The sequence below is a fragment of the Acetobacter oeni genome, assembly GCF_011516825.1.
Lineage (GTDB): Bacteria > Pseudomonadota > Alphaproteobacteria > Acetobacterales > Acetobacteraceae > Acetobacter > Acetobacter oeni.
The window spans coordinates 63,785-86,453 of the sequence record NZ_WOTA01000020.1 but is presented as its reverse complement, the minus strand read 5'-3'; the positions used below and the strand labels follow the sequence as shown (position 1 = coordinate 86,453).

Sequence of the window (22,669 nt, the reverse complement as noted above, 5' to 3'; positions counted from 1 at the left end):
TGAAGCATTTCAGAGGCATCGCAACACGCTACGACAAGCTGAAGTCAACCTTTCTCGCTGCCGTGCAACTCGCCTCCGCCATCATCGGAATTAACTGACGACACGCCCTAAGCACGACTGACTGGTCGCACCAAAGGGGGCATGAATACGAAGCTGTATAGCGTCGTTGATAAAATACTCGGTCCGCTCATCCGACAGGCTGTTGAGTGTCTGGGTCACCAGAATCCTGAACATCAGCACAGGATTAAACGGTGGACGACCACCTTTGCTGCCTTCCGGACAGGCCGGGGCTTTGCCCATATCACGCCGGAAAACCTCAAGATTCACAGTTCGGGAGAAAGATTGCAGCTGATCGCCAAGTCCGCTCAGTGGGCACAGACGATCATCAACATCCAAGAAACAGGGTTATTTCATGCCGCTCCTCATCTCGGGACAGGAACGATGAAATCACGATATCTCTCGAGAAACCAACAGGATTTTCGAACTGTCCATTTTACAGATGCAGCATCAAACCGCCGAACATACTGAAGCCATCGCCCGGATAGAAGGCGGCAGTATCGATCCCCTTAAGGTTGTATTCAGTATAGGTCGCGGTTACGTAATGCTTGTTGGCTAAATTACGAACATCCACGAAGGCGCTCCAGCGTTTGCTCGGCGCTTCGTACCCGACTTTCAGGCCCCAGATACCGTAACTCGGTGCCTTGAGCGTGTTCGCATAATCCGCGTAGTAGCTGGATGTCGCGCGATAATTGACGTTCGCATAAAAGCCCGTCCGATGTTCCCATTGCAGCGCTGCCTGATACACCCAGCGGGGCAGACCCGGTAACTGGTTGCGGCCGAATGTCGGATCGCTTACATAATGAAAATCGTTGACGGACGCTGCCTGCCGGAAAGTCACTTTACCGAAATTATTTGAATGTAACAACGTGGTATCCAGGCCGAGTTCCAGTCCCTGATGAATAGTCGGACTTGCATTGTTCACGGAATCGACTTCGGCGGTCGTCGTCGTGGCCCGCTGCACGACGACGGACAGAAGCTCATCGTGAACCCAACTGCGATACGCTGTGAAGCTGCCCTGAAAAGGCCCGACATGGCCCCGTAGCCCGACTTCGACCGTGTAGGCACGTTGCGCCTCGACACGGCCGACAGCAGCGGTGCTTTTATAACCGCTGCCGCCATTGGGATTCTGGTATTCCCAGGTCACCGGCGGGTCGATTGAGCGGCTCAGGTTCGTGTACAAGTCGATGTTTTTGTTGATCTCGTACCGCATCCCGATTCGTGGGGCCAGGAAGATAGCATTGTAATTCTCGCTGCTCTGAACAGATGAGTTCGGGATCGCGCGATCACTTATCGCCACTTTGCGCTGGATCCAGATGGCCGACAGGCCCGTGGTCAGCCACAGATGATTGAGAATTTCCGTGTTATTGCCAACGGACAGTACGGAATCATGAGAGCCCTGGAACTTAGTGTGTTCGTTCATTGTCCAGTCTGCGCGGTTGCTTTGGTACGCTGGCACACTGGTGTTGAAATACCGCGAATCACCACTCACCATTTGCACGTTGCTCAGAATCATTGTGGTCTTGCTCGGTTTTCCGAACAGTTTGTCATTGCGGGTATAACGTATCGAGTTGTTCACATCAGTGGAACGCCAGAGCTGTGGCTGCGTCGTTCCCTCGTTGTTGGCAAGTTCGTAGCGATTCAGCGTGATGCCATATTCCAGTTCTGACTTGTCGTCGATCTGGTACAAGCTCTTGATACCCAGCATGCCGCTGTCTGTCGGTCGTTTGCCCCAGTCGTTCGGGTTTTGCGACGGATTCTGTCGAATCTGTGCCAGCGTCAACACGCCGCCGTAATAGGAAGAGCCCTCGTCCCAGCGACCGATTATACGCGCGGAGAATTTGTCGGTGAACCGATACCCGAGGTTGAAATCGACATCCGTGCGATCGGTTCGAGTATAGTTTTGAAAACCCTGCCGATCGGCACGTGCGACTGTAATGTAGTAATCACCCTTATGGTGATCGAAGGTGCCCCCCTGGCTCAGCTGCTCATTCGCCGTGCCATAACTGCCGCCTTCCCATCGTGCGGTGAACCCCGGGTTACTAACGCCGCTCGCGCTGATGAAGTTGATCGCACCGCCGAGTGACGTGGAGGCATAATCGAAAGCATTTGCGCCGTACAGCACTTCTGTCATCTGATAGCCGATGGTGCTGAGACGATCTTCCTGCAGGCCACCGACGCCGCTAATTGCCATGCCGTCGATCAGGTATTTCATCCCGAGTGCATAGCCGCCGTAGAACACGCCCGCTCCCGATCCACGGATCGAGATCTTGTTTCCCGTGCTTCCGCTGGTTGCCTGCGCGTAGATGCCGGGCTGAAATGCCAGCGTATCCTCGAGATTGGCTGCCCTGCCACGTTCGACATCTTTCGCGCTGATAACGGCGGTGTTGCCAGGAACAGAGCGCAATCGTGCGCGCGCAGCGTGCAGCCGGCTGGCACCCACGACACTGATCGACTCGGCCTGAGTGCGAGTGGCTGCCTTCGGCTTGTCAGATTGCGCATGTCGACTGGCAGCAGCGGTATGAGCCGCTACATGGGACCGATTGACGCGTGAATTCTCCTGTGCGTCAGCGTGAGATGCAGTGCAGATCAGAAACACGCCGGCGCAGAATATTGAAGTGACGAACAAGATGCAGGCGTTGTCTTGAGACGAGGAGATAATGCCGGGCGGATACCCGCTACGCGAGGCAGAAACTTCTATAGTTCTCTTATAGTACATGATCATTTTCTGCGGCTTCGTTTCGGCAGGGTAGCGGGTTTAAGGGGATTGATCATATTGAACGAAACTTTATGGTTATTTTCTGTATATATCACCAAATGTGAGATATGGATATTATCCACGTTATTCTATGAGTAAAATATTTTAATATCATGTATTTAAGTTATTTATCCCGGCGGCAGTGGAGGGCTACCCCAACGCTGGGTGGAAGCCTCCCGCTTCGATAGGCTGCCCTACGGCCTGCATGCCGTCCTGCACAAGAGCTCAGGCCGCAAAGCGGAACTTGCGGCGACTGTCCGCGACGTCAGCAAGCGGATCTCGCGCAGGACATGCCGGGCCCAAACGCAAACAGAGTTCAAAATTGCATATGGCTGTGGATAAGGCCGGCCCATCTGCCATCCCTGCATGCTACATCGGCCCGTCGAGATGATCGCACCGAGGCGGGACGTCTCGTCGCTGCCATGCAAAGTGCGACAGACGAGAGCGTCGAATTGGCCTGTGTCGATCAGGGATACACGGGCGAGAGGCCGGGTGAGGCAGCGCGCACTTGGGGTACCGCCCGGGAGGCTGTTAAATTGCTCCAGGCAAGGCACGGTTTCGTTCTGTCGCTGGGTCTCCTGGAACGATCTTTTGCATGGGTCATACGATGCCGCCGGCCCGTTAAAGATTACGAGCGTTGTGCCTCAAGACCCTCAAGCCTCCATTGCAACGGTCACGATCTACGACGGACTCAACTCATGGTTTCATGACCACCCGTAATTTCGGTTATTGCCGCAAAAATCTGAATTGCATCATACCCGGCGAATACATCTGAAAAATCCAGATTTCAGAACCAGATAAATTCATCATCAGTGCAACTGGCCATGCGTTTTCAGGGGATAATGGTGCAGGGGCCGGTCTGTGCGTTCCGTGGTTATTCCGAAAGATTACGCCAGAGATCGATATGTCCCTCCCGTGCATGCCGGTCGATGAGACTCAGTTCTTCCTGATTAAAGTTCGTGTTTTTCAAGGCATCCAGAGAATCATCAAGCTGACTGACGTTCCGCGCTCCGATGAGTGCGGACGTGACGCGCTGGTCTCTTAATACCCAGGCGATGGCCATCTGGGCCAGCGTTTGCCCACGTTTTTCGGCGATTGAGTTGAGGGCGCGAACATGTGTAATATTTTCATCTGACAGCATGGATCGACTGAAAGAGTTTTCTTCAGCACCACGTGAATTGGCAGGAATGCCGTTCAGATATTTATCTGTAAGAAGGCCCTGCGCCAGCGGCGAGAAGGCAATACAGCCGATACCGAGCGAGCCCAGCGTATCGAGTAACTCTTTTTCTACCCAGCGGTTCAGCATCGAATAGGAAGGCTGGTGAATAAGAAGAGGTATGCCTTCATCTTCGAGAATTTTTACAGCCTGCCTTGTTCGTTTCGGTCCGTAGGATGAAATTCCGACATACAGAGCTTTGCCTTGCCGGTGCATCTGAACGAGAGCTTTCATCGTTTCTTCCAGTGGCACATCAGGTGTTGGACGATGAGAGTAGAAGATATCTACATACTCAAGCCCCAGCCGCTTCAGACTCTGATCGATCGAAGCGAGAAGATATTTTCGTGACCCGCCATTACCGTAAGGACCCGGCCACATATCCCATCCGGCTTTGGACGAGATGATGAGTTCGTCACGGTGAGATGAAAAATCCTTTTGCAGAATTTTGCTAAAATTTTCTTCTGCCGATCCATCGGGTGGCCCGTAATTGTTAGCAAGATCGAAATGTGTGACACCTCTGTCGAACGCTCGCCGGATGACGGCGCGACCGGTTTCGAGCACATCCTCACCGCCAAAATTATGCCACAGCCCGAGTGATACAGGCGGCAGATCGAGACCCGAGCGACCGCATCGGCGAAAAGTCGCGTCTGCATAGCGGGTTTCGGATGGGTTCCAGGTCATCAGGCTGTTTCCTCAATCTTATTTAACGGGAGCAGGTTCTGTGCTGGCACGGATCTGATTTTCTTTTTCAGAAACAGCAGCGACATTTTCAGAAATCAGTGCCGCATTGACTGTTACTTCTGGCAGACCCATCAACTCTCCAAAGGCGGCGCGTGAGAGGGGGCCGGCAACAAACAGCGTAGGCAGTATTTTGTTTTTTACGATAACATGTCCGTCCTGATCCGTATGCAGGCCCAGACCGGTCGCATCGGTTTCGAGCAGGCCGTGACGTGAGAGCCGTTCCAGAAAAGGCTGAGATATCAGAACACTTTCGTGGGCCGGTCCGGTGGTGGCTATCACAATATCAGTTTCAATGATTTCCAGTCTTCCTCCACGATGAGCCATGACGATTTCTATAGCGTTGCCTGTGTCACGCGCCTCAATGATTCTGGCGGCCTGAATTTTCAGGCGGCCTTCCGAAATCAGACGATCGAGGATGTCATTTGTTTGTGGAGCGATGCGAAAACGGCGTGTATCCCAGAAAGGACGAAGATGGCGGACTAGTCGCCGACGTTCAGAGACTGGCAGAGCACCCCATACCTGCCCTGCCTGTTTTCTCAGAGCATTAAAGACGGTTTGCCAGGGCCATTCCGGATGTGCGGTCAGAACAGCCCTTATATTTGCCAGCAGCGTCCGTGCCGTTTTTGCCGGACATGTAGAAAAATCACCATTCGCTGAAACGTCAGAAGAAAGATCGCCATGTGAGCGTTGTCCCCGACGGGAAATAGCGAGAATCGGTCCCGTATGTGCGGCGTGATCGAGTGAAGTGACGACATCCGCCATTGTCAGGCCTGTGCCGACAATCAGTATACGAGCATCAGAGGCTACAGATGCAAAGACATCCGGCGTCCACGGATTGGCAATCAGCGATGGCAGAATCCCTCCTGCCGAAGCGAGTAATCGGGCAAGTGGTGCGGGAAGGCCCGGAGGAGGATGCGATGTGGCAATGACAACGACCGAGGCCTCCACACAAGTTCCATCGGCCGCTTCAACCCGCCATCTGTTTTCAGGCAGCGGCTCGATCGAAACGACTTGTACGGGCCGATGTTCCACCCGTCCGGTTTCAAGTGCAGGTCGGATTCTGTCCGCAGCATAGTGGCCGAAAACGGCACGGGCCGGATATACAGCCCCGTCGGCAAGAGTAGCCTGCGAATCAGTAATCACTGCCCCGTTCCGATCAATCCACTCCTGAAAATCACTTGTTTTATCAGGAAAAAGACTCATTCGTGATGCAGGAACATTGGTCCTGTGTAACGGTACGGGCGTGCTGTATGCGAGACCGGCTCCCAATGCCGGTCTCGGCTCAAACACAATAACCGGCTGTGCGACTTCCCGTCGCGAAGCAAGATGAAAGGCAACCGCCGTTCCGGTAAAGCCGCCACCGACAATAACTATACCGGCTTTTTGCACTATGCCTCCATTCACCCCGTCCATACCGCATCCTTTATCTGTAACGGAGACGGCAGCAGACCGGCAGCATTGAGTGTATCGGCAATTTTTTGTTGCTCAGTAATGATATCCGGCGTGATGGCGAACATTCCGAGCGGCAGACGCTGCACGGCCGTTCGTATAATATCGGGAGCCAGTCCGGTATCCGTCGCCAGCGCGGCTATCAGTTCATCTTTGTGCTGTGCTGCCCAGTCCTCCACCTGTTTCTGCGCTGCAAGAAGAATGCGTAAGGCATCACCGGAGGCCAGCGTAGCTTCAGGTGATGCAAGCAGGAACTGGCGGTTGGCTGTCAGCCCTGTTGCATCGGTCAGAATACGAGTGTCGCCGGTTGCCTGAGCCGCCGCCAGATAAGGGTCCCAGATAGCCCAGGCGTCCAGTCGTCCGGTATCAAACGCGGCTCGCGCGGCGGCGGGGGCAAGATTGACAACATGGATATCCGGAATTCGGAGACCCGTCCGTGCCAGCGCCGCCAGCGCCAGATAATGCACGTTTGATCCGTGGTTGAAAGCAAGCCGCTGTGATTTCAGATCCGCCACGCTTCTGATGGAGGACGCCTTGCGAACCAGGATGGCTTCCCCATGGGGAGCGGGAGCGCCATGACCGATATAAAGCAGCCGCTTCCCCCACATGCTTTGCGCAAAAACAGGCGGCGCATCTCCCGTTTCGCCCGCGTCGATAACGCCTGCCGCGACCGCCTGGAGAAGCTGTGGGCCCGCCACGAATTCCGACCAGGCGACTGTGTAGCCTGCTGGCGCAAGCGCCCGTTCAAGCAGGCCGGAATGCTTCAGAATAATCAATGTGCCGTAGCGCTGATAGCCAAGATGCAGCACGCGTTCCGCTGCACGCGCACGACGGGCGACAAGACCCGCGAAACCTGCGGCAGCACCATGAAGAATAGCACGCCGCCGGACCGGTCGATTTCTGTTTTCAGCTATATCCGACATCAAAGTCCGCTCGCCGCCAGGCTTACGCGGCCACCGGGATGGTCCGCACCCAGTCTGTCCCCCCGGGCAAAGAGCTTGTCACGAAGTGTGCCGGGTCTGTATTCAAGTTTGTAAATTCCTCGTCGCTGCAACACGGGTACAATCAGTTCGACCACATCGGTGAAGGTTTCCGGTGCGACGGCATAGGCCAGATTGAAACCATCGACCCCGGTCTGCACGACCCACTCTTCAAGCAGATCCGCTATCCGTTCAGGGCCACCGATGATCGTGTTACCCATTCCGCCGATTGCCGCATGTTCCGCCAGTTCACCCACTGTCCATACACGCCCGGGATCCTGGACCGTCAGCGCATCAACTGCCGAATGGATGGCGTCATTCCGGATGTGGCGGACCGGGTCATCCGGTGAATACCGGGAGAAATCAATGCCAGTCCAGCCGGAGAGAAGGGTCAGCGCGCCTTCGAGACTGACATAGCGTCTGTAATCCCTCCATTTTGCCTGAGCCGCCTCATCGTCCGGCCCCGTGATGATGGTTAGCAAAGAGAAAATCAGAGGCTGCTCCGGCAGACGCCCGGCCGCCCGCGACCGCGCCCGAATATTCGCCACGCTTTCAGCCACGACGGTTGCGGACGGACCGGCCACAAAAACGCATTCCGCATGACGGGCGGCAAAGTCGCACCCTCGCGCTGACGATCCTGCCTGATAGAGCACGGGAGTGCGCTGAAGTGAGGGTTCGCTAAGATGAATGGCATTCAGCTTAAAATATTCGCCTTCATGTCGAATGCGCCGGACATGGTCCGGATCTGTGAAGACACCGCGCTCCCTGTCCCGGAGAACGGCGGCATCGCTCCAGCTTTCTTCCCACAGTCTGTAGACGAGATGCAGATATTCATCCGCGACGTCGTAACGGATGTCATGGGAGGCCTGCTTTTGCCGGCCCGTTCCTCTCGCGGCGCTGTCGAGATATCCGGTAACGATATTCCAGCCAATGCGGCCCTCGGTCAGGTGATCGAGCGTCGACATGCGCCGGGCAAAGGGATACGGCGGCTCGTAGGACAGGGTGCTGGTCAGACCGAAGCAGAGATCGGAGGTGACGCTTGCCATGGCAGAAATCAGCATGGCGGGATCGTTGACAGGAACCTGAGCGGCGTTGCGCAGCGCCGCGTCAGGATTGCTGCCATAGACATCGTAGACGCCGAGAACATCCGCGAGAAAGAGGCCATCGAACAGACCTTTTTCCAAAAGCCGTGCGAGGCTGGTCCAGTACCCCAGTTTACGATAATCGGCTGAACGGTCACGCGGATGGCGCCACAGGCCGCTTGCCTGATGAGAGACACAATTCATATCGAATGCGTTCAGGCGCAGTTCCGCCATATTCGGGATCCTGTTTATATGACATAGCATTTCTGATCCGGATGTTGTCCTGCCTGTTTCAGGCACTGTCGGAACAGAAGCTCAGATTTGGACGGATTTTTCAGACACTGCGTGGCAGAGTCGCATACTGCCTGGAGAACCAGACAAGACTGTCGGGCGCGTTCGCCGAAAGCGCGATATCGACAACGCTTGCGAGGACGACGGTGTGCGTGCCGGCGTCGATTGTCCGGTCCACGATACAGTCAAAACTGGCCAGTGCGTGCGCAAGCAGCGGCGCACCGGCGAGGCCGCGTGTCCAGGTGGCGGAAGCAAAGCGGTCTTCCATGGTTTTCGAGCGATCGCTGAAAACCGATGATAATTCTTTCTGTTCTCCCGTGAGTACATTCACCGCGAGTGTTCCGTGCTCCAGGATATGCGGGTGGGTGCTGGCACTGCGATTGATACAAACCAGCAGGGTCGGAGGATCGTCGGACACACTGCAAACAGCGGAGGCGGTAAAGCCGTGACGGCCTTTCCCGCCATCCGTCGTGATGATGCTAACGGCCGCCGCCAGCAGCGCCATGCCGTCCCGGAACTGCGCTGGATCGGCGGACGGTGTGACGGTTCTCAGGCGGGGCTGCCGGGTCTGAACCGGTGGCGTAATAATCCCGCTCTGCTGACGGAGTGCCTGTGACATGCTTTATTCTCCCTGCGCCTGCGGTCGATGATCACCGGCGATTGTTTCTCCGAACGGACCCATATTGCTGATGGAAGCCGCCGGGCGGATCGGATGGGCGAGAGGGAGAAGAGGCAGGATCTGTTCGCCGACCTGATAGGCTTCTTCCAGATGCGGATAACCCGAGAAGATGAAAGTATCGATTCCAAGACGCCGGTATTCGTCGATGCGCTCGGCAACGGTGGCGGGATCTCCCACGAGGGCAGTTCCGGCACCGCCGCGGACGAGGCCGACGCCAGCCCAGAGATTCGGGCTGACTTCCAGCTTGTCACGCCGGCCGCCATGGAGTGCACGCATACGATCCTGTCCGACGGAATCCATACGCGCAAACACCTTCTGCGCTTTGGCGATGGTCGTGTCGTTGAGATACGAGATCAGACGATCCGCCTCAGCCCAGGCGGCTTCGGTAGTATTTCGTACAATGACATGCAACCGGATTCCGAAAGAGACCGTGCGTCCTTTTGCCTCGGCTCTGCGGCGAACGGTCTCGATTTTTTCGGCGACAAGGGCAGGCGGCTCGCCCCAGGTCAGATATTTGTCGACATGTTTCGCAGCGACATCAATACCGGCTTCGGAAGAGCCACCGAAATAGATCGGCGGTCCATCCTTTTGGAAGGGCGGAAACAGGATACGTCCTTCCTCAATGCGAAAATGCCTGCTGGTGTAATTGACCGTTTCTCCACGCAGCAGAGCGCGGTAGATATCGAGGAATTCGTCAGTCACTTCATAACGTTCGGCGTGACTGGCAAAGAAGCCGTCTCCGGCGTTTTCTTTCGGATCTCCTCCCGTGACGACATTGATCAGCAGGCGGCCATCCGAAATCCGGTCCAGCGTGGCGGTCATACGGGCAGAGAGAGTGGGTGACTGAAGCCCCGGACGGACAGCGATGAGAAAGCGTAGTCGCTCGGTGGCTGGCGCAAGCGCGGACGCCACGACCCAGCTGTCTTCACAACTACGCCCGGTGGGGATCAGAACACCATAAAATCCTAGAGAATCAGCGGCACGGGAAACCTGCTGTAAATAAGGCAGATCGACCGGGCGTCCGCCTTTCTGCGTGCCAAGATAACGGGAATCACCGTGTGTCGGAAGAAACCAGAGGGCATTGATCTTGTCTGGAACGGAGAAACTCATTGTCATGGCGTCCTGATTGAAGACTGTCCGGCGAACAGCGGAGCAGCGGGAGTGTTCAGAGCGGCCGGGTCGCGATAACGGGCACCTGGATGCCTGTCCGGCAGCCGTGCCCGGCCAGCGCCAAAAAGACGCTCGCGTAAGGTTTCGCCCGGTGTGTAAGCTGTCCGATAACGCCCCCGCGCCTGAAGTTCAGGGATAACAAGATCGATGAAATCCCTTGCTGTATCAAAGGAATGATACTGGCGCAGATTGATGCCGTCGATGTCGTCATCGTCGAGCCAGGATTCGATGGCATCCGCAACACGATCTGGCGAACCCGCAATGAAATACCGGCCTTCGTCGAAGCGGGCAATTTGCTGAAGCGCGTCACCGACTGTCTGTTCGGGACGGAAGCGGCGGCCCATATTGCCGAATGCCGCGCCTTTGCGTGTGATAACGGATGCTATTGTCTCGGATGGATCGAACTGACGCAGATCGACCTCGGCCTGGGCATGGATCAGCGCGCCTTCTGTACTGTAAAATTCCCGGTAATACCGTAGCTTTTCCTGTGCTTCCTTTTCTGTCGGCGCTGTGATGATTCCGGCCTGAACGAGGAAGCGGATGTCGTCGGGACGCCTTCCGTAAGCTTCGGCCCGTTTGCGGGTTTCAGCGATATTACGTCTGACATCCGCCGTTGTCTGACCGCCGATGAAGACGACTTCGGCGTGACGCGCGGCATATTCGAGACCGGCCGGAGAGCCTGTGGCCTGAAAAAGGACCGGTGTGCGCTGTCGGGATGGCTGAACGAGATGCGGGCCGGCAACCTGAAAATGCGTGCCGCGATGGTTGATCGGTCTGACGCGGGCCGGATCGGTGAATACATCGGCTTCCCGGTCAGCGACTACGGCATTGTCGTCCCAGCTTCCTTCCCAGAGTTTGTAGAGAATATCGATATATTCGTCGGCGATGAGATAGCGTTCGTCGTGAGGAATTTCGTCTTCGAGACCAAAATTGCGTGCGGCGCTGCGCAGATAGGAGGTGACGACGTTCCACCCCACACGACCCTCTGTCAGCACGTCGAGCGTTGCCATGCGGCGTGCAAAGGCGAAGGGCGGCTCATAGGTGGTCGAAAAGGTAACACCGAAGCCCAGCTGCGATGTGACGGCCGCCATGGCCGGGACAAGCATGAGCGGGTCAAGATTGGGAATCTGCACGCCCTGGCGCAGGGCGGCGTCCGTACCGTCAGCGAATCTATCGTATGTGCCAACGACATCCGCGAGAAAAATGGCGTCGAAAAGGCCACGTTCAGCCAGTTGCGCGATCTCTTTCCAGTAAGACAACTCCGAAAACCGATGCCGGTTGTTTCCCGGCGCACGCCATAATCCGTGCACGATGTGACCGACACAGGCCATTTCGAACAGATTGACATGCAGGCTCTTTCGGGCGTCACCCGAGGGTGAGGTCATGGCCACATTCTTGTTTTCAGCACCAGCTGTCGCCAGAAAGTGTTCATTTTAACTCTTGTTCATAGTGTAATTGTTAATAAGCACGCTACCAAGGATTTCAGCGCTGTCAATGCGTAATTAATAAACGATAATAAATAGTGCAATGTAAAAATGTTTTATATTATTAGAGGTATCCTGAGACCTTCTCCGGAAAGCTTATGCCGAAATTTTGCAGGATTTTGTGTTTTTCTGATGGACAGGGATGCGGAGGGACTGCGAAACCGACCGGCTTTTTTCGGAGGCACAAAAAATAACAATTTAAAATGTTAAACAGAAACCAGATAAACAACATTGAATGTAAAATGCAATCATGCAACTCTAATAACAACGATAATTAACTGTATTATTTTCTCCGGATTGTGCCCTGATGGTGTCAGCTTTCTTTGTTTGGTCCCTGCGGAGGAAAATGACACGCCGTGCGGTGCCGTTAGCCATGGCTATGTCGCTGCTTTCTGTCGCGGGGTGCCGGCAGCATAAAAATCATAAAGAAGCCACTGGTCCGGTCTCCGGCGGAACCCTGGTTTATGCGACCGATCGCGAACCAGTCTGCCTTGATCCGCATGTGCATGGCGATATGCCGCAGGTTTTTGTGGCCGAGCAGTTTCTGGATTCACTGGTGGCCATGGATAAAGGAGGGAAAATCCTGCCATGGCTGGCAACGGATTGGACCGTGTCGGAAGACGGGCGAGCGTGGACCTTCCATCTTCGGCGGGATGTGGCGTTCACAGACGGGACAGCGTTCAATGCCGCTGCTGTCCGGGCAAATCTCGATCACATAGCTAATCCGCATACGCTGTCGAGCACAGCGGGCGGCTATATCAAACAATATGTCAAAACTGATGTGATCGACGATTACACAGCAGTCGTGCATCTGGACAGGCCTTACGCGGCATTCCTGGAAGTGCTGGCGCAGGGGTTTCTCGGTATGGAATCGCCCGTGGCTCTGCTGCGCCCCCGTGATGAAAACTGCCAGAGCCCTGTTGGATCCGGTCCGTTCCGGGTCGTTCACTGGGACCGTCAGAATGAGATTGTACTGGAGCGTAACCCGGCCTATCGCTGGGGTCCGCCGACAGCCAGGCACACCGGAGCGGCATGGCTGGATCGCATTGTCTGGCGCATCATTCCGGAAGCCTCGGTGCGGTTTGCCTCCCTGCAGGCAGGTGAAGTGGACGTGATCGACTCCCTGCCTCCGGAAGCCGAAACACCGGCACAACACAATCCCGATCTCTGGTTGCTAAAGGCCGATCTTCCGGGAAATCCGACCAACGGAACCCTTAATCTCAGACGTGAGCCGTTCGGTGATATTCGTGTCCGGGAGGCGTTTGTCCGTTCGGCGGATATTCCCGGCGCCTTATCCAGCGTGTTTTTCGGTCATTATCGCCGGGCAGGCGGGCCTCTGAGTCCGTCCACGCCTTTCTATAGTCCCGAAACCGAACACCACGGAGATTATGATCCCGATCGTGCGCGGTTACTGCTGGATGAGGCAGGCTGGACCGCCCGGACGGCAGACGGGATCCGCGTCCGGAACGGAGTGCCGCTACAGGTCCACATTCCGATGCGCTCTTCTCTGTCGGCTTCGATAAGAACGTTATGGGAGCAGGTGCAGGCGACGGCACGCGCGACGGGTTTCGATGTCATTCTGGAAAACGCGGACGACACAACGGTCAACGATCGTGAGAGCCGGTGGGATTACGATGTGCGGGTTGGATACTGGAATACGAACACGGCGGACGTCCTGCGGATTGTCTTCTCATCCGCTTTTCTCGGACCGCCGGGTCCGCAGGGGGGAATTCATCAGAATGCGGCAGGGTATAGCGACCCCGGCTTCGACCGGATTATCAACGCGGCGCTTCTGACGACCGATCCCGAAGAGCGTCAGAAACTTTACACACAGGCACAGGAGATCGTGGCAGCCGCGTTCCTGCAGATCACGACCTATCCGCAGAGCACGCGTATGGCTCTGTCCGGAGCCGTCCATGATGTGCGGATCGAGCCCTCTCTGAATGTCACCAGTCTCTATGATGCATGGATAGCGCGATGATCCCGTTTTTTCTGCGTGTGGCGCATGCTTTTCTGGCGAAAGCCCTTAATGCTTTCACTGTGCTGTTTGCGGCGGCAACCCTGTGTTTTGTGGTGCTTCAGTTGACGCCAGGTGATCCGGTGCTGGCGATTCTGGGCGGTGGCTCGGTGAATGCGACACCGGAAACACTTGCCGTGGCGCGACATGAATATGGCCTGGACCGGCCGCTGCCTGTTCAGTACGGCCTGTATCTGACGCGACTGGCGCAGGGGCAGTTTGGAAATTCCTTTTCACAGCATATGCCCGTTGTGGATGTGTTGCGGTCTCAGGCACCTCCGACGCTGGAACTGATGGCGGCTGCCTTTATCGTGGCATGGCTGTTCGCGCTGCTTTCGACCGTGCCTACAGTCAGACGACGCTGGTTCGGACCGGTAGCCTCGTCTCTGGAAACCATCAGTGCCGGTCTGCCGCCCTTCTGGCTCGGACTTCTCCTGCTATGGGCTTTTTCCTTCGAATTTGGCCTTTTCCCGCCAGCAGGCACCCGTGGCGTGCTGTCCATTGTCCTGCCAGCGCTGGCGCTGGGTATTCCGCTGGGTGGCTTTCTGGCTCAGGTCACCCGTGAGTCGTTTGATCTTGCTCTGGATGAACCCTGCGTCCTGACAGCCCGCGCACGGGGGATGGATGAACGTGCGGTGCGGCTGCGGCATGTTCTGCGTCATGCCCTTCTGCCTGGTGTCGATCTTTCGGCATGGGGAATAGGCGCGCTCGTTGGCAATGCCGTGGCGATCGAAATGATTTTCTCACGCAAAGGAATAGGCCGGGAACTGTTCCTGGCAGTATCCGGTCATGACATGCCGCTGGTTGCCGGAATCATCCTGTTCATTGCTGCCATTTACATCATCGCGGGCTTTCTGGCCGACCTCCTGCGTCGGCTGATCGACCCCAGACTGAAAGCATTGCACTCATGACCGACATGATCCTGCCTGCTCTTCGACGCCGCGTACCCGGCTTTATCATGCCGGTTCTGACGCTTCGGCACGTCGGGCCTCTGCTCGCTGCTTTCTATCTCCTGCTGCTGGTTGCCGCCGCGATTGCGCCGACCCTGTTCACGCATATCGATCCGATGGCGATCGAGCCCCGCGATGCGTTTCAGGGGCCTTCACTCAGCCACCCATTCGGGACAGACCAGTCCGGGCGTGATGTGCTGGCCCGCGTGATTCATGGTGCCCGGCAGTCTCTTCTGCTGGGCATAAGCGCGATTACGCTCGCCCTGTCCTTTGCGACCGTTCTCGCCCTGGTCGGAGGGCTGGGAGGAAGGCTGGCGGAAAAAAGCGTGCGCTGGCTGCTGGATGTGATGTTTTCCATTCCCTCGCTGGTTCTGGCATTGCTGTTTACCGCAACGCTTGGTAGTGGAATCGTGCCGCTGATCGTGGCCATTGGCGTCGGCAGCGCCGCAGGGTATGGGCGGATCGTGTTCGGACAGGTTCTCGCCGTGCGGCGTGCGGGCTATGTCGAGGCGGCGCGGGCGCTGGGCCATGCTCCGGCAGGGATCATCGTCCGGCATATTCTGCCCAATGCCTTTCGTCCTCTGATCGTAATGGGCACAATGGGCATCGGACAGATGATCGTCTGGTCGGCCTCTCTTTCCTTTCTCGGTCTGGGCGCTCGTCCGCCGGCGGCGGAATGGGGAACGATGCTGTCCATGGGCCGTGATTTCGTCGCGGAGGCATGGTGGATGACTTTTTTCCCCGGACTGGCGATCGTCGTCACTATGCTGGCCACGACCATTGCCGGACGCAGTCTTCAGCGCCTTATTGAAGGGCGTGTTTCGTGAGCGCTCTGCCGGACCCCGTGCTGCATGTGGAGGATCTCTCCGTTAGCTTCGCGACACCACGTGGTCACACGGTTGCTGTGCAGAACCTTTCATTTACGCTGAAACCGGGACAGGTGGTCGCGCTCGTCGGTGAATCGGGCTCCGGAAAAAGCGTGACAGCACGGAGTATTATCGGTCTGACAGGGGCCGGAGGCCATGTTTCTGCCCGGCGACTCAGCCTGGGTGATGATGATCTGCGCGATCTTCCGGAGCGGCGATGGCGCGATATCCGGGGACGCAGGATCGGTATGGTTCTGCAGGACGCTCTGGTAGCGCTCGATCCTTTGCGCCCGGTCGGCAGGGAGATCGCGGAATCTCTGGCCGTTCACCGGCGGGGAACAGCGAAGGAGCGAACGCGAAAAGTCCTTGAGCTTCTGGAACAGGTCGGTATCCGTGAACCGGATCTTCGGGCGCGGCAACGTCCGGATGAACTGTCCGGCGGTCTGCGGCAGCGTGCCTTGATTGCCAGCGCCATTGCGATGTCGCCATCATTGCTGATTGCCGATGAGCCGACAACGGCTCTCGATCCAACGGTTCAGGCGCAGATACTGGATCTGTTCAGCAGCCTGCGGGACAGAGGGACCGGCCTGCTTCTGATCAGCCACGACCTCGGATTTGTCGCGAAGCTGGCAGATGAAATTATTGTTCTTGAGCATGGCAAAGTCGTGGAGCAGGGGCCGGCCGCCCGGATCCTGACAGCACCGAAGCATCCCTATACGATTACGCTTCTGGAAGCCGACCCGTCGCGTCATCCGGCCAGACCCGTGGCGCCGGAGCCGACTGGAGACTCGCTGCTTGAGGCACGGGATCTGTCTTTCATCCGCAAGGGGCCAGACGGTGTTATTCGTCCGATCATCTCGGATGTGACGCTGACGCTCCGGCGCGGTCGCACGCTTGGGCTGATCGGGGAGTCCGGTTCCGGAAAGACGACGACTTCCCGGATTATTGCCGGGCTGCTTCAGCCTGACACGGGCACTGTCAGTTTCCGGGGCGAGCCCTGGGTCGCGGCCGGAGCTCAGCCTGTCCCGGAGCGCATGCGCCGGCCCCGGCGCCGGTTTATGGCGCTGATCTATCAGGACCCGCTCAGCTCGTTCGATCCTCGCTGGACTGTCTTTGACATTCTGTCGGACGCTCTGTCGGCAGCCGGAGAACCAAAGGCGAATCATACGGATCGTATTGGCGAACTTCTTGAAAGAGTCCGGTTGCCGTGCAGTATTGCCAGGCGCCGTCCGGGCGGGATTTCTGGCGGGCAGCGGCAGCGGGTCGCAATTGCGCGTGCCGTTGCGGTGAAGCCGGATCTTCTGATCTGTGATGAACCTGTCTCTGCCCTGGATGTATCGGTTCAGGCTCAGGTTCTCGATCTTCTGGAGGAATTGCAACGGGATTTCGGACTGGCCTGCCTGTTCATTTCACATGATATGGGCGTGATCCGCCGTATGTGTGACGATGTGGTGGTCATGCAGGAGGGCCGGATCATTGAAGTCGGGACAGCGGCGGACGTGCTGATCAGACCACGTCACAGTTTTACACAGTCTCTTCTGACTGCGGCCACAAAACTGTCGGCGAGCCTGCCTGTTGTCGCATAAGAAGACCGGTTCCCGGAGAGCCGGGCCTGGACATGGCTCCGGACAGTGGTGAATACCGTTTCTCGGTGTATGATAAAGCCAGTGTCAGTTCTCATAATAGAATCAGGCTTGTTCGAGCGGACTGTTGGCGCTGCCAACAGGATCGTAGAGGTCTCATCGCTGGTCCTGCTCAGGACAGCAGACCACAGGATCGGTCGATCCCCATGACCGATCCTGGCGGATTATTAGTTGAATCCGATTGAAACTCCGGCGAAAATGCCGAACCCGTCACCGACCAGCATGGCTGAAGCATTGCCGTTGGCTTCACTGGCAACAGGAATTACACCCGTCGCATAATGTTTGTTGGCCAGGTTGTGCAGGCTGAGGAATACCTGGCGGTGCTTGTTGGGCCATAAGTAACCAACATCGAAATTGTAGATATGGTATGGCGCCGCTTTGTAACGGTTATCATACGACGCTATGACAGAAGATGAAACCTCCGCATCAACTGACGCATAGAAGCCATTCTTCATGTCAATGTGCAGTTCTCCCTGATAGAAATGCTGAGGAATTCCGGGGATATAATTATGGCCCCATGTTGCATCATGGTTAAAACGGAAACTCTGATATGTATAGGCATTGCGAAGAGAAATAATGTTTCCCTGCCATTGATAAAGTGTGGAATGGAACGAGGTTTCAACTCCCTGATGTGTGGTGGGGGATGCATTGCCATAGCTGGAGGTGTTCAGCAGAACCTGTTCCGGCGTCGCTACCTGCAGCAGTTCATTGTGAACTGCGGAGTGGTAGTAAGTAACACTCCATTCGGTGCCAAGATAATGCCCGGTGGTGCCCGCTTCAAAGGTTGTCGCTGTCTGGGGCCGCAATTTTTCCCACTCATGCGGATATCCGGTGGCCAGACCCGATGTATAGGCGGTGCCTGCAAGGTACTGCCAGTCCTGTGCCTGTTGTACGCTACGACTCACATTGCCATAAAATTCAACATTAGGGTTTATGACGTAACGGAAACCTCCCCGTGGTGCAAAAAACAATGAACTCTGGCTAAAAGAACTGTATTCTGGAAAGTTCTGTGTCCCTGCGCGTGGATTGTAGGTCAGCGCACCGGCCGCCGTGAGAAAAAAGTTCTTGAACACTTCGGTATTATTGCGAACGTGGAACACGGTGTCACTTGCGGCCAGATTTGAATTGGTGATGAGCTGATTAAAGGCACCGCCGCCCTGAGCCGCAAAGGCCGACGGGATACGAACACGCGCTTCAATCCTCGACTGCAGGTCATGCGATGTATAGATGCCGATATCCGTATCACTGGCGTGACCCAGCAGGGAATCGTGGCGCTGATAGTCCACTGTCCCTGTTGCATAGCTGAGGTAATAGCGCGATGAGGAAGTTCCCAGCTGATGATTCATCGGTGCGTTGATGTAGGCAAATCCCGTAACCAGCTTCGACTGGTCATCCACATGGAAAGTGATCTTGTCAGCGATGAATTCACTGCCAGGTTCGATTGTTTTCGTGCCCAGACCACGGTATGCGGGCGCCATCTGCTTGGGATTTTCGGCAACCTGCTGACGCGTCAGGTAAAACGGATTGTTTTCCGATGTCTGGCGATAGCGGAAGAAGAAGCGATTATCAACTTTGTCGTTGAATTTGTATCCATAGTTGAAGTTTACACCAAAGTTTGTTGTTTTTGTGTTTTCCTGATAGCCGGCGCGATAGGAGTTGGTCACACTGAGATAGTAGTCGGATTTCCCCATAACATGACCTGAACTGAGCTGCTCCTTGACATAGCCGAAGCTGCCGGCTTCAAGTCGCGCCTGATAGAGATCTGAGTTGTAGCCCGTCTGTGTTGTGTAATTAATGGCACCACCCAGTTGGGTCGAACCGTAATCTATACCGTTACCACCACGCAGAATCTCCGTATAACGAATTCCCAGAGGCTCCTGTAATTCGTTGAACGTACCGATAGGAGTGGTAAAGGGGATACCGTCAAACAGAAACATGATGCCTGCGCGCGTTGCGTTCAGACCGGTTTGAATACCCGAACCACGGATGGAAATACGCAGATCGTCCGATCCGCAAGGAGCCTGTGCAAAGACGCCAGGCTGATACTTGAATACATCGGCATTGGTTGCGTTACGTGTTTTGAGCACCGTCGCGGCGTCGACAATGCTGGTACCACCGGGAATCGTTGCCAGATAGGCTTCGGCCTGACGCGTTGCGCTGGTGTGATGATGATGAACCGTAATATATTCAGTGCCGGATGCATTTACGCCTGTATGCGCCTCGTGCCCGGCGTTATGGGCTGCTGGGTGTTCCTGGCTGTGTGCGCTTCCGCTGTGAGCCGCCACGTCATGCGTGGAGGCTGATGATTTATGATGAAGGTGAGATGTCGAATCCTTTTCATCCGAATGCACAATAGTCTGAGCGACTGCCGGATGATTGGCGATGAAAAAACTGAAAAAACCGCTCGCGATTATCGGAGTAAAGTCTTTTGTTGCCTTTCTGCGCAGGCCCTGTTTGTCACACAATGCCCGGTTTGCGCGCAGCAAGTGAGAAAAATTCGAAGGCTGATATGATATACGTTTAGACACTTTGTTAATTCCGGATTTTATCACGACAATATGTAGTTATATGGAAATATAAGCGATGAGTATGCGCTAAATAACTTTTTATACATTAACTACGGTATGTTGTACATAAGCAACATACAACGAGGTTGTGTAGTGAATATAAGTGATGGTTAACCGATGCTCCACGCCGCAACTGACCATCGCCGGCAATCCCGCTCCCATCTTATGAGGAAGAGGGAGCCTGCCGAAAATTCCATAATCAAGGAAATATTTTCAACTCCAGGGATGAAGCGGAGGAAGATGATCGTTAAGGTAATACTCTCCGATAATCGCGTATTTCCATCGCACCGGGTCATGAAGTGTATGCGTTCGTGCATTTCGCCAGTAGCGATCCAGGCCAAGGCTTCGATCTGTTGCAGCCGTACCGGCGAGTTCGAACAGACGATCTGCTGCGTCAATCGCGAGTTCCGTTGTCAGAATCTTGGCTTTTGCAACGGCGATCTGTGCCTGGGAAACAGTCGCTGGCGTGGGATCCCGTATGGCAGCGTCGATAATCCTTCCGGCGTTGTCAAGCAGAGCCAGCGCCGCGCTCAGCCTGACATGCAGACTGCCAATGATCTGAATAAGGTATGGGTCCTCCGTCGCTTTTTCGAGGCCGCTATCAACCCAGGGTCGTGTGCGTGTACGAATGAACTGTTCCGTTTCCCGTAACGCGCCCTGCGCGATGCCTGCATCAATAGCAGCCTGGATGAATTGCGAAATAGCGCTGTCCGGAAATGGTTTCTCCGGAACATAGGATTTCCAGACGGGAATAACACGACTGACCGGAACCCGGACATCTTCGATGAGGACTTTGCCACTGCCGGTGCCGCGCTGGCCAAACGCCGTCCAGTCGTTGAAAACGGTCAGACCCGGTGAATTCCGGTCCGCAATCGCCAGTTGGGAAAGGCCGTTCTGATCAATAGCGACAATCTGGATCAGGTCTGCCGCGAGCGCTCCGGTGCAATAATATTTGATACCGTTCAGGACGACATCATCACCTGCCGGAACGAGGCTGGTCCTGAGATCGCTGACATTTTTCGTGCCTCGTTCAGAAAAAGCGTTACCAAAACGACGGCCTTCCAGAACGAGAGGGAAAAGATCCGCTTTCTGTTCTTCGGTCGCAGCCGAGCGGATGGCCGCGATCGTTGCCAGATGGTTTTGTGCGAGCTGTGCGAGAGAGGAATCGACCGCTGCAATGGTCACGATGACCCGGCCAGTTGCGGTATAGGAGAGATCCGCACCGCCCCATTCTGCCGGCACAGTAATGCCCCACAAGCCGGAGGCGGAAAACGCATCCAGTTCAGCGCCCGGGAAGAGGTCTTCACGGTCACGTTTGACGGCGTCTCTGGCAGCGAGTGATGCGATTTTATCTGCGGCATCAAGAGCCTCGTCCGCGGTCCTGAGGATGGACGCCGGCTGGCGTGGCCATGAAGGAGGGGGCACGGCTTCACCGCCTCCCACGACAATCTGACGGGTCATAAATGAATGTTTCCTGTATTTCAGAGCGGTGGAGTCAAAAGAACAGTCTGCCCTGCACGACGGCGGACGAGTTCAGCATGCGGCGCGTGGATTCTTCCGCACAGCGCATCGCGGTGACATCGTTCGAGAGTGTTACGAGCACTGAGACCGGCATTGCCGGCGATGGCCAGAAGCTGCATCGTGAGATCGGCCGCTTTATCCACCACTTCTGTCTTGATGACGGCAGCATCAGAGGAAATCGTCACAGCATTGCCCGTGAGAACGTCAGACGCGTAGGCTCGCAGCAGCAGATTGTTTGTGGCGAGGGTGAGGCTGACGCGTCCGGCTGCGTCCTGCATAAACGGTAGTGTTGCCAGGGGTTTCCCTAGGTTTGACGGAATGCGTGTCCGCAGAAAATCGATTGTCCAGGCAAGGGCTGACCGGACAACACCATCATAGAGAGCGCCAAGAAGACCACAATTCCAGTGCATGAGAACCGAGCCGGATGCCGCTTTTGCGTCGCCGTGGAAAAGAGTGGTCGTGTCCTCGTAAGGGACGATCACATCGCGAAGAATGACTTCATGACTGGCTGAGGCGCGCATTCCGATATGATCCCAGTTTGGGACAGTCGTAACGCCGTCTGCACCGGCCGAAACGACGAAAAGCCCTACACGCGGCTCCGGCTCGTCGGTGCGCGCCCTGACAACGAGTTCTGACAAGCCGGGAATACCGGTCACATAGGCCTTCCGGCCGTTCAGACGCCAGCCATCGCCGGTTGCAGTGGCCACCGTCCCTGGCGAACCTCCCTGTGAGGCCGATCCCAGATCGGGTTCGGCCAGAAGAGCATTGATGAGACCGGGCCTGCTGACGGCCTGTTCTTCGAGCCGCCGGGCAAGCGGTTCGGGCCAGTTGTCCCGCGCTGCGATGGAAGCATGCACCATATAGTGATTGACCAGCAGAAGAGCCGCGACCGGGTCACTTTGTGCGAGAAGCCCGACGATATTCTGCGCAACAGATAAGGAAGCCCCGTAACCACCAGCCTGAAGGCGGACCGGCACGCGCAGGAAGCCCGCATCCGCCAGTTCCCGGACGGTTTCCGGAGCAAAGATTCCTGTTCGATCATGTCTGGCTGCGCGTGCGGCGAAATGCTTTCGTACAGAGAGAAATTGCGTGACCAGCCGGGTGATGTCTGCGCCTGACGCATCGTCAGAATGTGCCGGAGGCGGTGTCTCGCCGGAAACGGCACCGGTCGCTGACGGGCCTCTGGTCACAATCAACG

The 22,669-nt window shown here is 56.1% G+C and carries 15 protein-coding genes and 2 pseudogenes; 5 read left to right on the top strand and 12 right to left on the bottom strand.

What is annotated here, in order from left to right; genetic code table 11:
- Window positions 1–98 (top strand): annotated as a pseudogene (locus GOB90_RS13220) (IS5/IS1182 family transposase); the annotation flags it as partial.
- Window positions 99–156: 58 nt separating this feature from the next.
- On the opposite strand, the pseudogene GOB90_RS13215 reads toward GOB90_RS13220, so the two are convergent.
- From GOB90_RS13215 to GOB90_RS13175, 9 genes and pseudogenes are all read right to left on the bottom strand, one after another.
- Window positions 157–396: pseudogene (locus GOB90_RS13215) on the bottom strand (transposase); the annotation flags it as partial.
- Window positions 397–493: 97 nt separating this feature from the next.
- Window positions 494–2,782 carry a TonB-dependent receptor family protein gene (locus GOB90_RS13210; RefSeq protein ID WP_242012014.1) on the bottom strand — a complete coding sequence of 763 codons (2,289 nt, stop codon included), beginning with the start codon at window positions 2,780–2,782 and terminating at the stop codon, window positions 494–496.
- A gap of 907 nt (window positions 2,783–3,689) precedes the next feature.
- Window positions 3,690–4,712: an L-glyceraldehyde 3-phosphate reductase gene (gene mgrA / locus GOB90_RS13205; RefSeq protein WP_146888114.1), complete on the bottom strand. Its 1,023-nt coding sequence runs from the start codon at window positions 4,710–4,712 to the stop codon at window positions 3,690–3,692.
- Between the two features lie 18 nt (window positions 4,713–4,730).
- Window positions 4,731–6,185, bottom strand: coding sequence for an FAD/NAD(P)-binding protein (locus GOB90_RS13200; protein WP_146888116.1), 1,455 nt, complete (start codon window positions 6,183–6,185; stop codon window positions 4,731–4,733).
- Window positions 6,173–7,144, bottom strand: a complete 972-nt coding sequence (locus tag GOB90_RS13195; protein ID WP_146888118.1) for an aliphatic sulfonate ABC transporter substrate-binding protein — start codon at window positions 7,142–7,144, stop codon at window positions 6,173–6,175. The genes GOB90_RS13200 and GOB90_RS13195 overlap by 13 nt, the downstream gene beginning before the upstream one ends.
- Window positions 7,144–8,517 carry an LLM class flavin-dependent oxidoreductase gene (locus tag GOB90_RS13190; protein ID WP_146888121.1) on the bottom strand — a complete coding sequence of 458 codons (1,374 nt, stop codon included), beginning with the start codon at window positions 8,515–8,517 and terminating at the stop codon, window positions 7,144–7,146. The genes GOB90_RS13195 and GOB90_RS13190 overlap by 1 nt, the downstream gene beginning before the upstream one ends.
- Window positions 8,518–8,617: 100 nt before the next feature.
- The gene (locus GOB90_RS13185) at window positions 8,618–9,079 is read right to left on the bottom strand and encodes a flavin reductase (protein ID WP_373322141.1); all 462 of its coding nucleotides are present in this window, start codon (window positions 9,077–9,079) and stop codon (window positions 8,618–8,620) included.
- Window positions 9,080–9,196: 117 nt separating this feature from the next.
- Window positions 9,197–10,363, bottom strand: coding sequence for an FMNH2-dependent alkanesulfonate monooxygenase (ssuD, locus tag GOB90_RS13180; protein ID WP_146888126.1), 1,167 nt, complete (start codon window positions 10,361–10,363; stop codon window positions 9,197–9,199).
- Window positions 10,364–10,365: 2 nt separating this feature from the next.
- Window positions 10,366–11,808, bottom strand: coding sequence for an LLM class flavin-dependent oxidoreductase (locus tag GOB90_RS13175; RefSeq protein ID WP_146888128.1), 1,443 nt, complete (start codon window positions 11,806–11,808; stop codon window positions 10,366–10,368).
- Window positions 11,809–12,253: 445 nt separating this feature from the next.
- On the opposite strand from GOB90_RS13175, the gene GOB90_RS13170 reads away from it, so the two are divergent.
- Genes GOB90_RS13170 through nikE form a run of 4 tightly spaced genes read left to right on the top strand, consistent with a single transcriptional unit; the run spans window position 12,254 to window position 17,326 of the window.
- The gene (locus tag GOB90_RS13170) at window positions 12,254–13,888 is read left to right on the top strand and encodes an ABC transporter substrate-binding protein (RefSeq protein WP_242012013.1); all 1,635 of its coding nucleotides are present in this window, start codon (window positions 12,254–12,256) and stop codon (window positions 13,886–13,888) included.
- Complete coding sequence (locus tag GOB90_RS13165) at window positions 13,885–14,835, top strand: ABC transporter permease (protein ID WP_198912627.1); 951 nt, start codon at window positions 13,885–13,887, stop codon at window positions 14,833–14,835. The genes GOB90_RS13170 and GOB90_RS13165 overlap by 4 nt, the downstream gene beginning before the upstream one ends.
- On the top strand, window positions 14,832–15,701 hold the full coding sequence (locus GOB90_RS13160; RefSeq protein WP_242012012.1) for an ABC transporter permease: 870 nt from the start codon (window positions 14,832–14,834) through the stop codon (window positions 15,699–15,701). Before GOB90_RS13165 ends, GOB90_RS13160 begins: the two co-directional genes overlap by 4 nt.
- Window positions 15,698–17,326, top strand: a complete 1,629-nt coding sequence (gene nikE / locus GOB90_RS13155) for a nickel ABC transporter ATP-binding protein NikE (RefSeq protein ID WP_222594621.1) — start codon at window positions 15,698–15,700, stop codon at window positions 17,324–17,326. Before GOB90_RS13160 ends, nikE begins: the two co-directional genes overlap by 4 nt.
- Before the next feature lie 224 nt (window positions 17,327–17,550).
- Here nikE and GOB90_RS13150 read toward each other — a convergent pair whose 3' ends face one another.
- The 3 genes from GOB90_RS13150 to GOB90_RS13140 form a co-directional block, all read right to left on the bottom strand.
- Window positions 17,551–19,911, bottom strand: coding sequence for a TonB-dependent receptor family protein (locus GOB90_RS13150; RefSeq protein WP_373322140.1), 2,361 nt, complete (start codon window positions 19,909–19,911; stop codon window positions 17,551–17,553).
- Window positions 19,912–20,163: 252 nt separating this feature from the next.
- The gene (locus GOB90_RS13145; RefSeq protein ID WP_146888133.1) at window positions 20,164–21,411 is read right to left on the bottom strand and encodes an SfnB family sulfur acquisition oxidoreductase; all 1,248 of its coding nucleotides are present in this window, start codon (window positions 21,409–21,411) and stop codon (window positions 20,164–20,166) included.
- A 20-nt stretch (window positions 21,412–21,431) separates the two neighbouring features.
- Window positions 21,432–22,661, bottom strand: a complete 1,230-nt coding sequence (locus tag GOB90_RS13140; RefSeq protein ID WP_261765959.1) for an acyl-CoA dehydrogenase family protein — start codon at window positions 22,659–22,661, stop codon at window positions 21,432–21,434.
- Between the last annotated feature and the right edge of the window lie 8 nt (window positions 22,662–22,669).

Coding starts and splice junctions, on each gene's coding strand:
- GOB90_RS13210 (WP_242012014.1), bottom strand. CDS start 2,782: ATGATCATGTACTATAAGAGAACTATAGAAGTTTCTGCCTCGCGTAGC.
- mgrA (WP_146888114.1), bottom strand. CDS start 4,712: ATGACCTGGAACCCATCCGAAACCCGCTATGCAGACGCGACTTTTCGC.
- GOB90_RS13200 (WP_146888116.1), bottom strand. CDS start 6,185: ATGGACGGGGTGAATGGAGGCATAGTGCAAAAAGCCGGTATAGTTATT.
- GOB90_RS13195 (WP_146888118.1), bottom strand. CDS start 7,144: ATGTCGGATATAGCTGAAAACAGAAATCGACCGGTCCGGCGGCGTGCT.
- GOB90_RS13190 (WP_146888121.1), bottom strand. CDS start 8,517: ATGGCGGAACTGCGCCTGAACGCATTCGATATGAATTGTGTCTCTCAT.
- GOB90_RS13185 (WP_373322141.1), bottom strand. CDS start 9,079: ATGGCGCTGCTGGCGGCGGCCGTTAGCATCATCACGACGGATGGCGGG.
- ssuD (WP_146888126.1), bottom strand. CDS start 10,363: ATGAGTTTCTCCGTTCCAGACAAGATCAATGCCCTCTGGTTTCTTCCG.
- GOB90_RS13175 (WP_146888128.1), bottom strand. CDS start 11,808: ATGACCTCACCCTCGGGTGACGCCCGAAAGAGCCTGCATGTCAATCTG.
- GOB90_RS13170 (WP_242012013.1), top strand. CDS start 12,254: ATGACACGCCGTGCGGTGCCGTTAGCCATGGCTATGTCGCTGCTTTCT.
- GOB90_RS13165 (WP_198912627.1), top strand. CDS start 13,885: ATGATCCCGTTTTTTCTGCGTGTGGCGCATGCTTTTCTGGCGAAAGCC.
- GOB90_RS13160 (WP_242012012.1), top strand. CDS start 14,832: ATGACCGACATGATCCTGCCTGCTCTTCGACGCCGCGTACCCGGCTTT.
- GOB90_RS13145 (WP_146888133.1), bottom strand. CDS start 21,411: ATGACCCGTCAGATTGTCGTGGGAGGCGGTGAAGCCGTGCCCCCTCCT.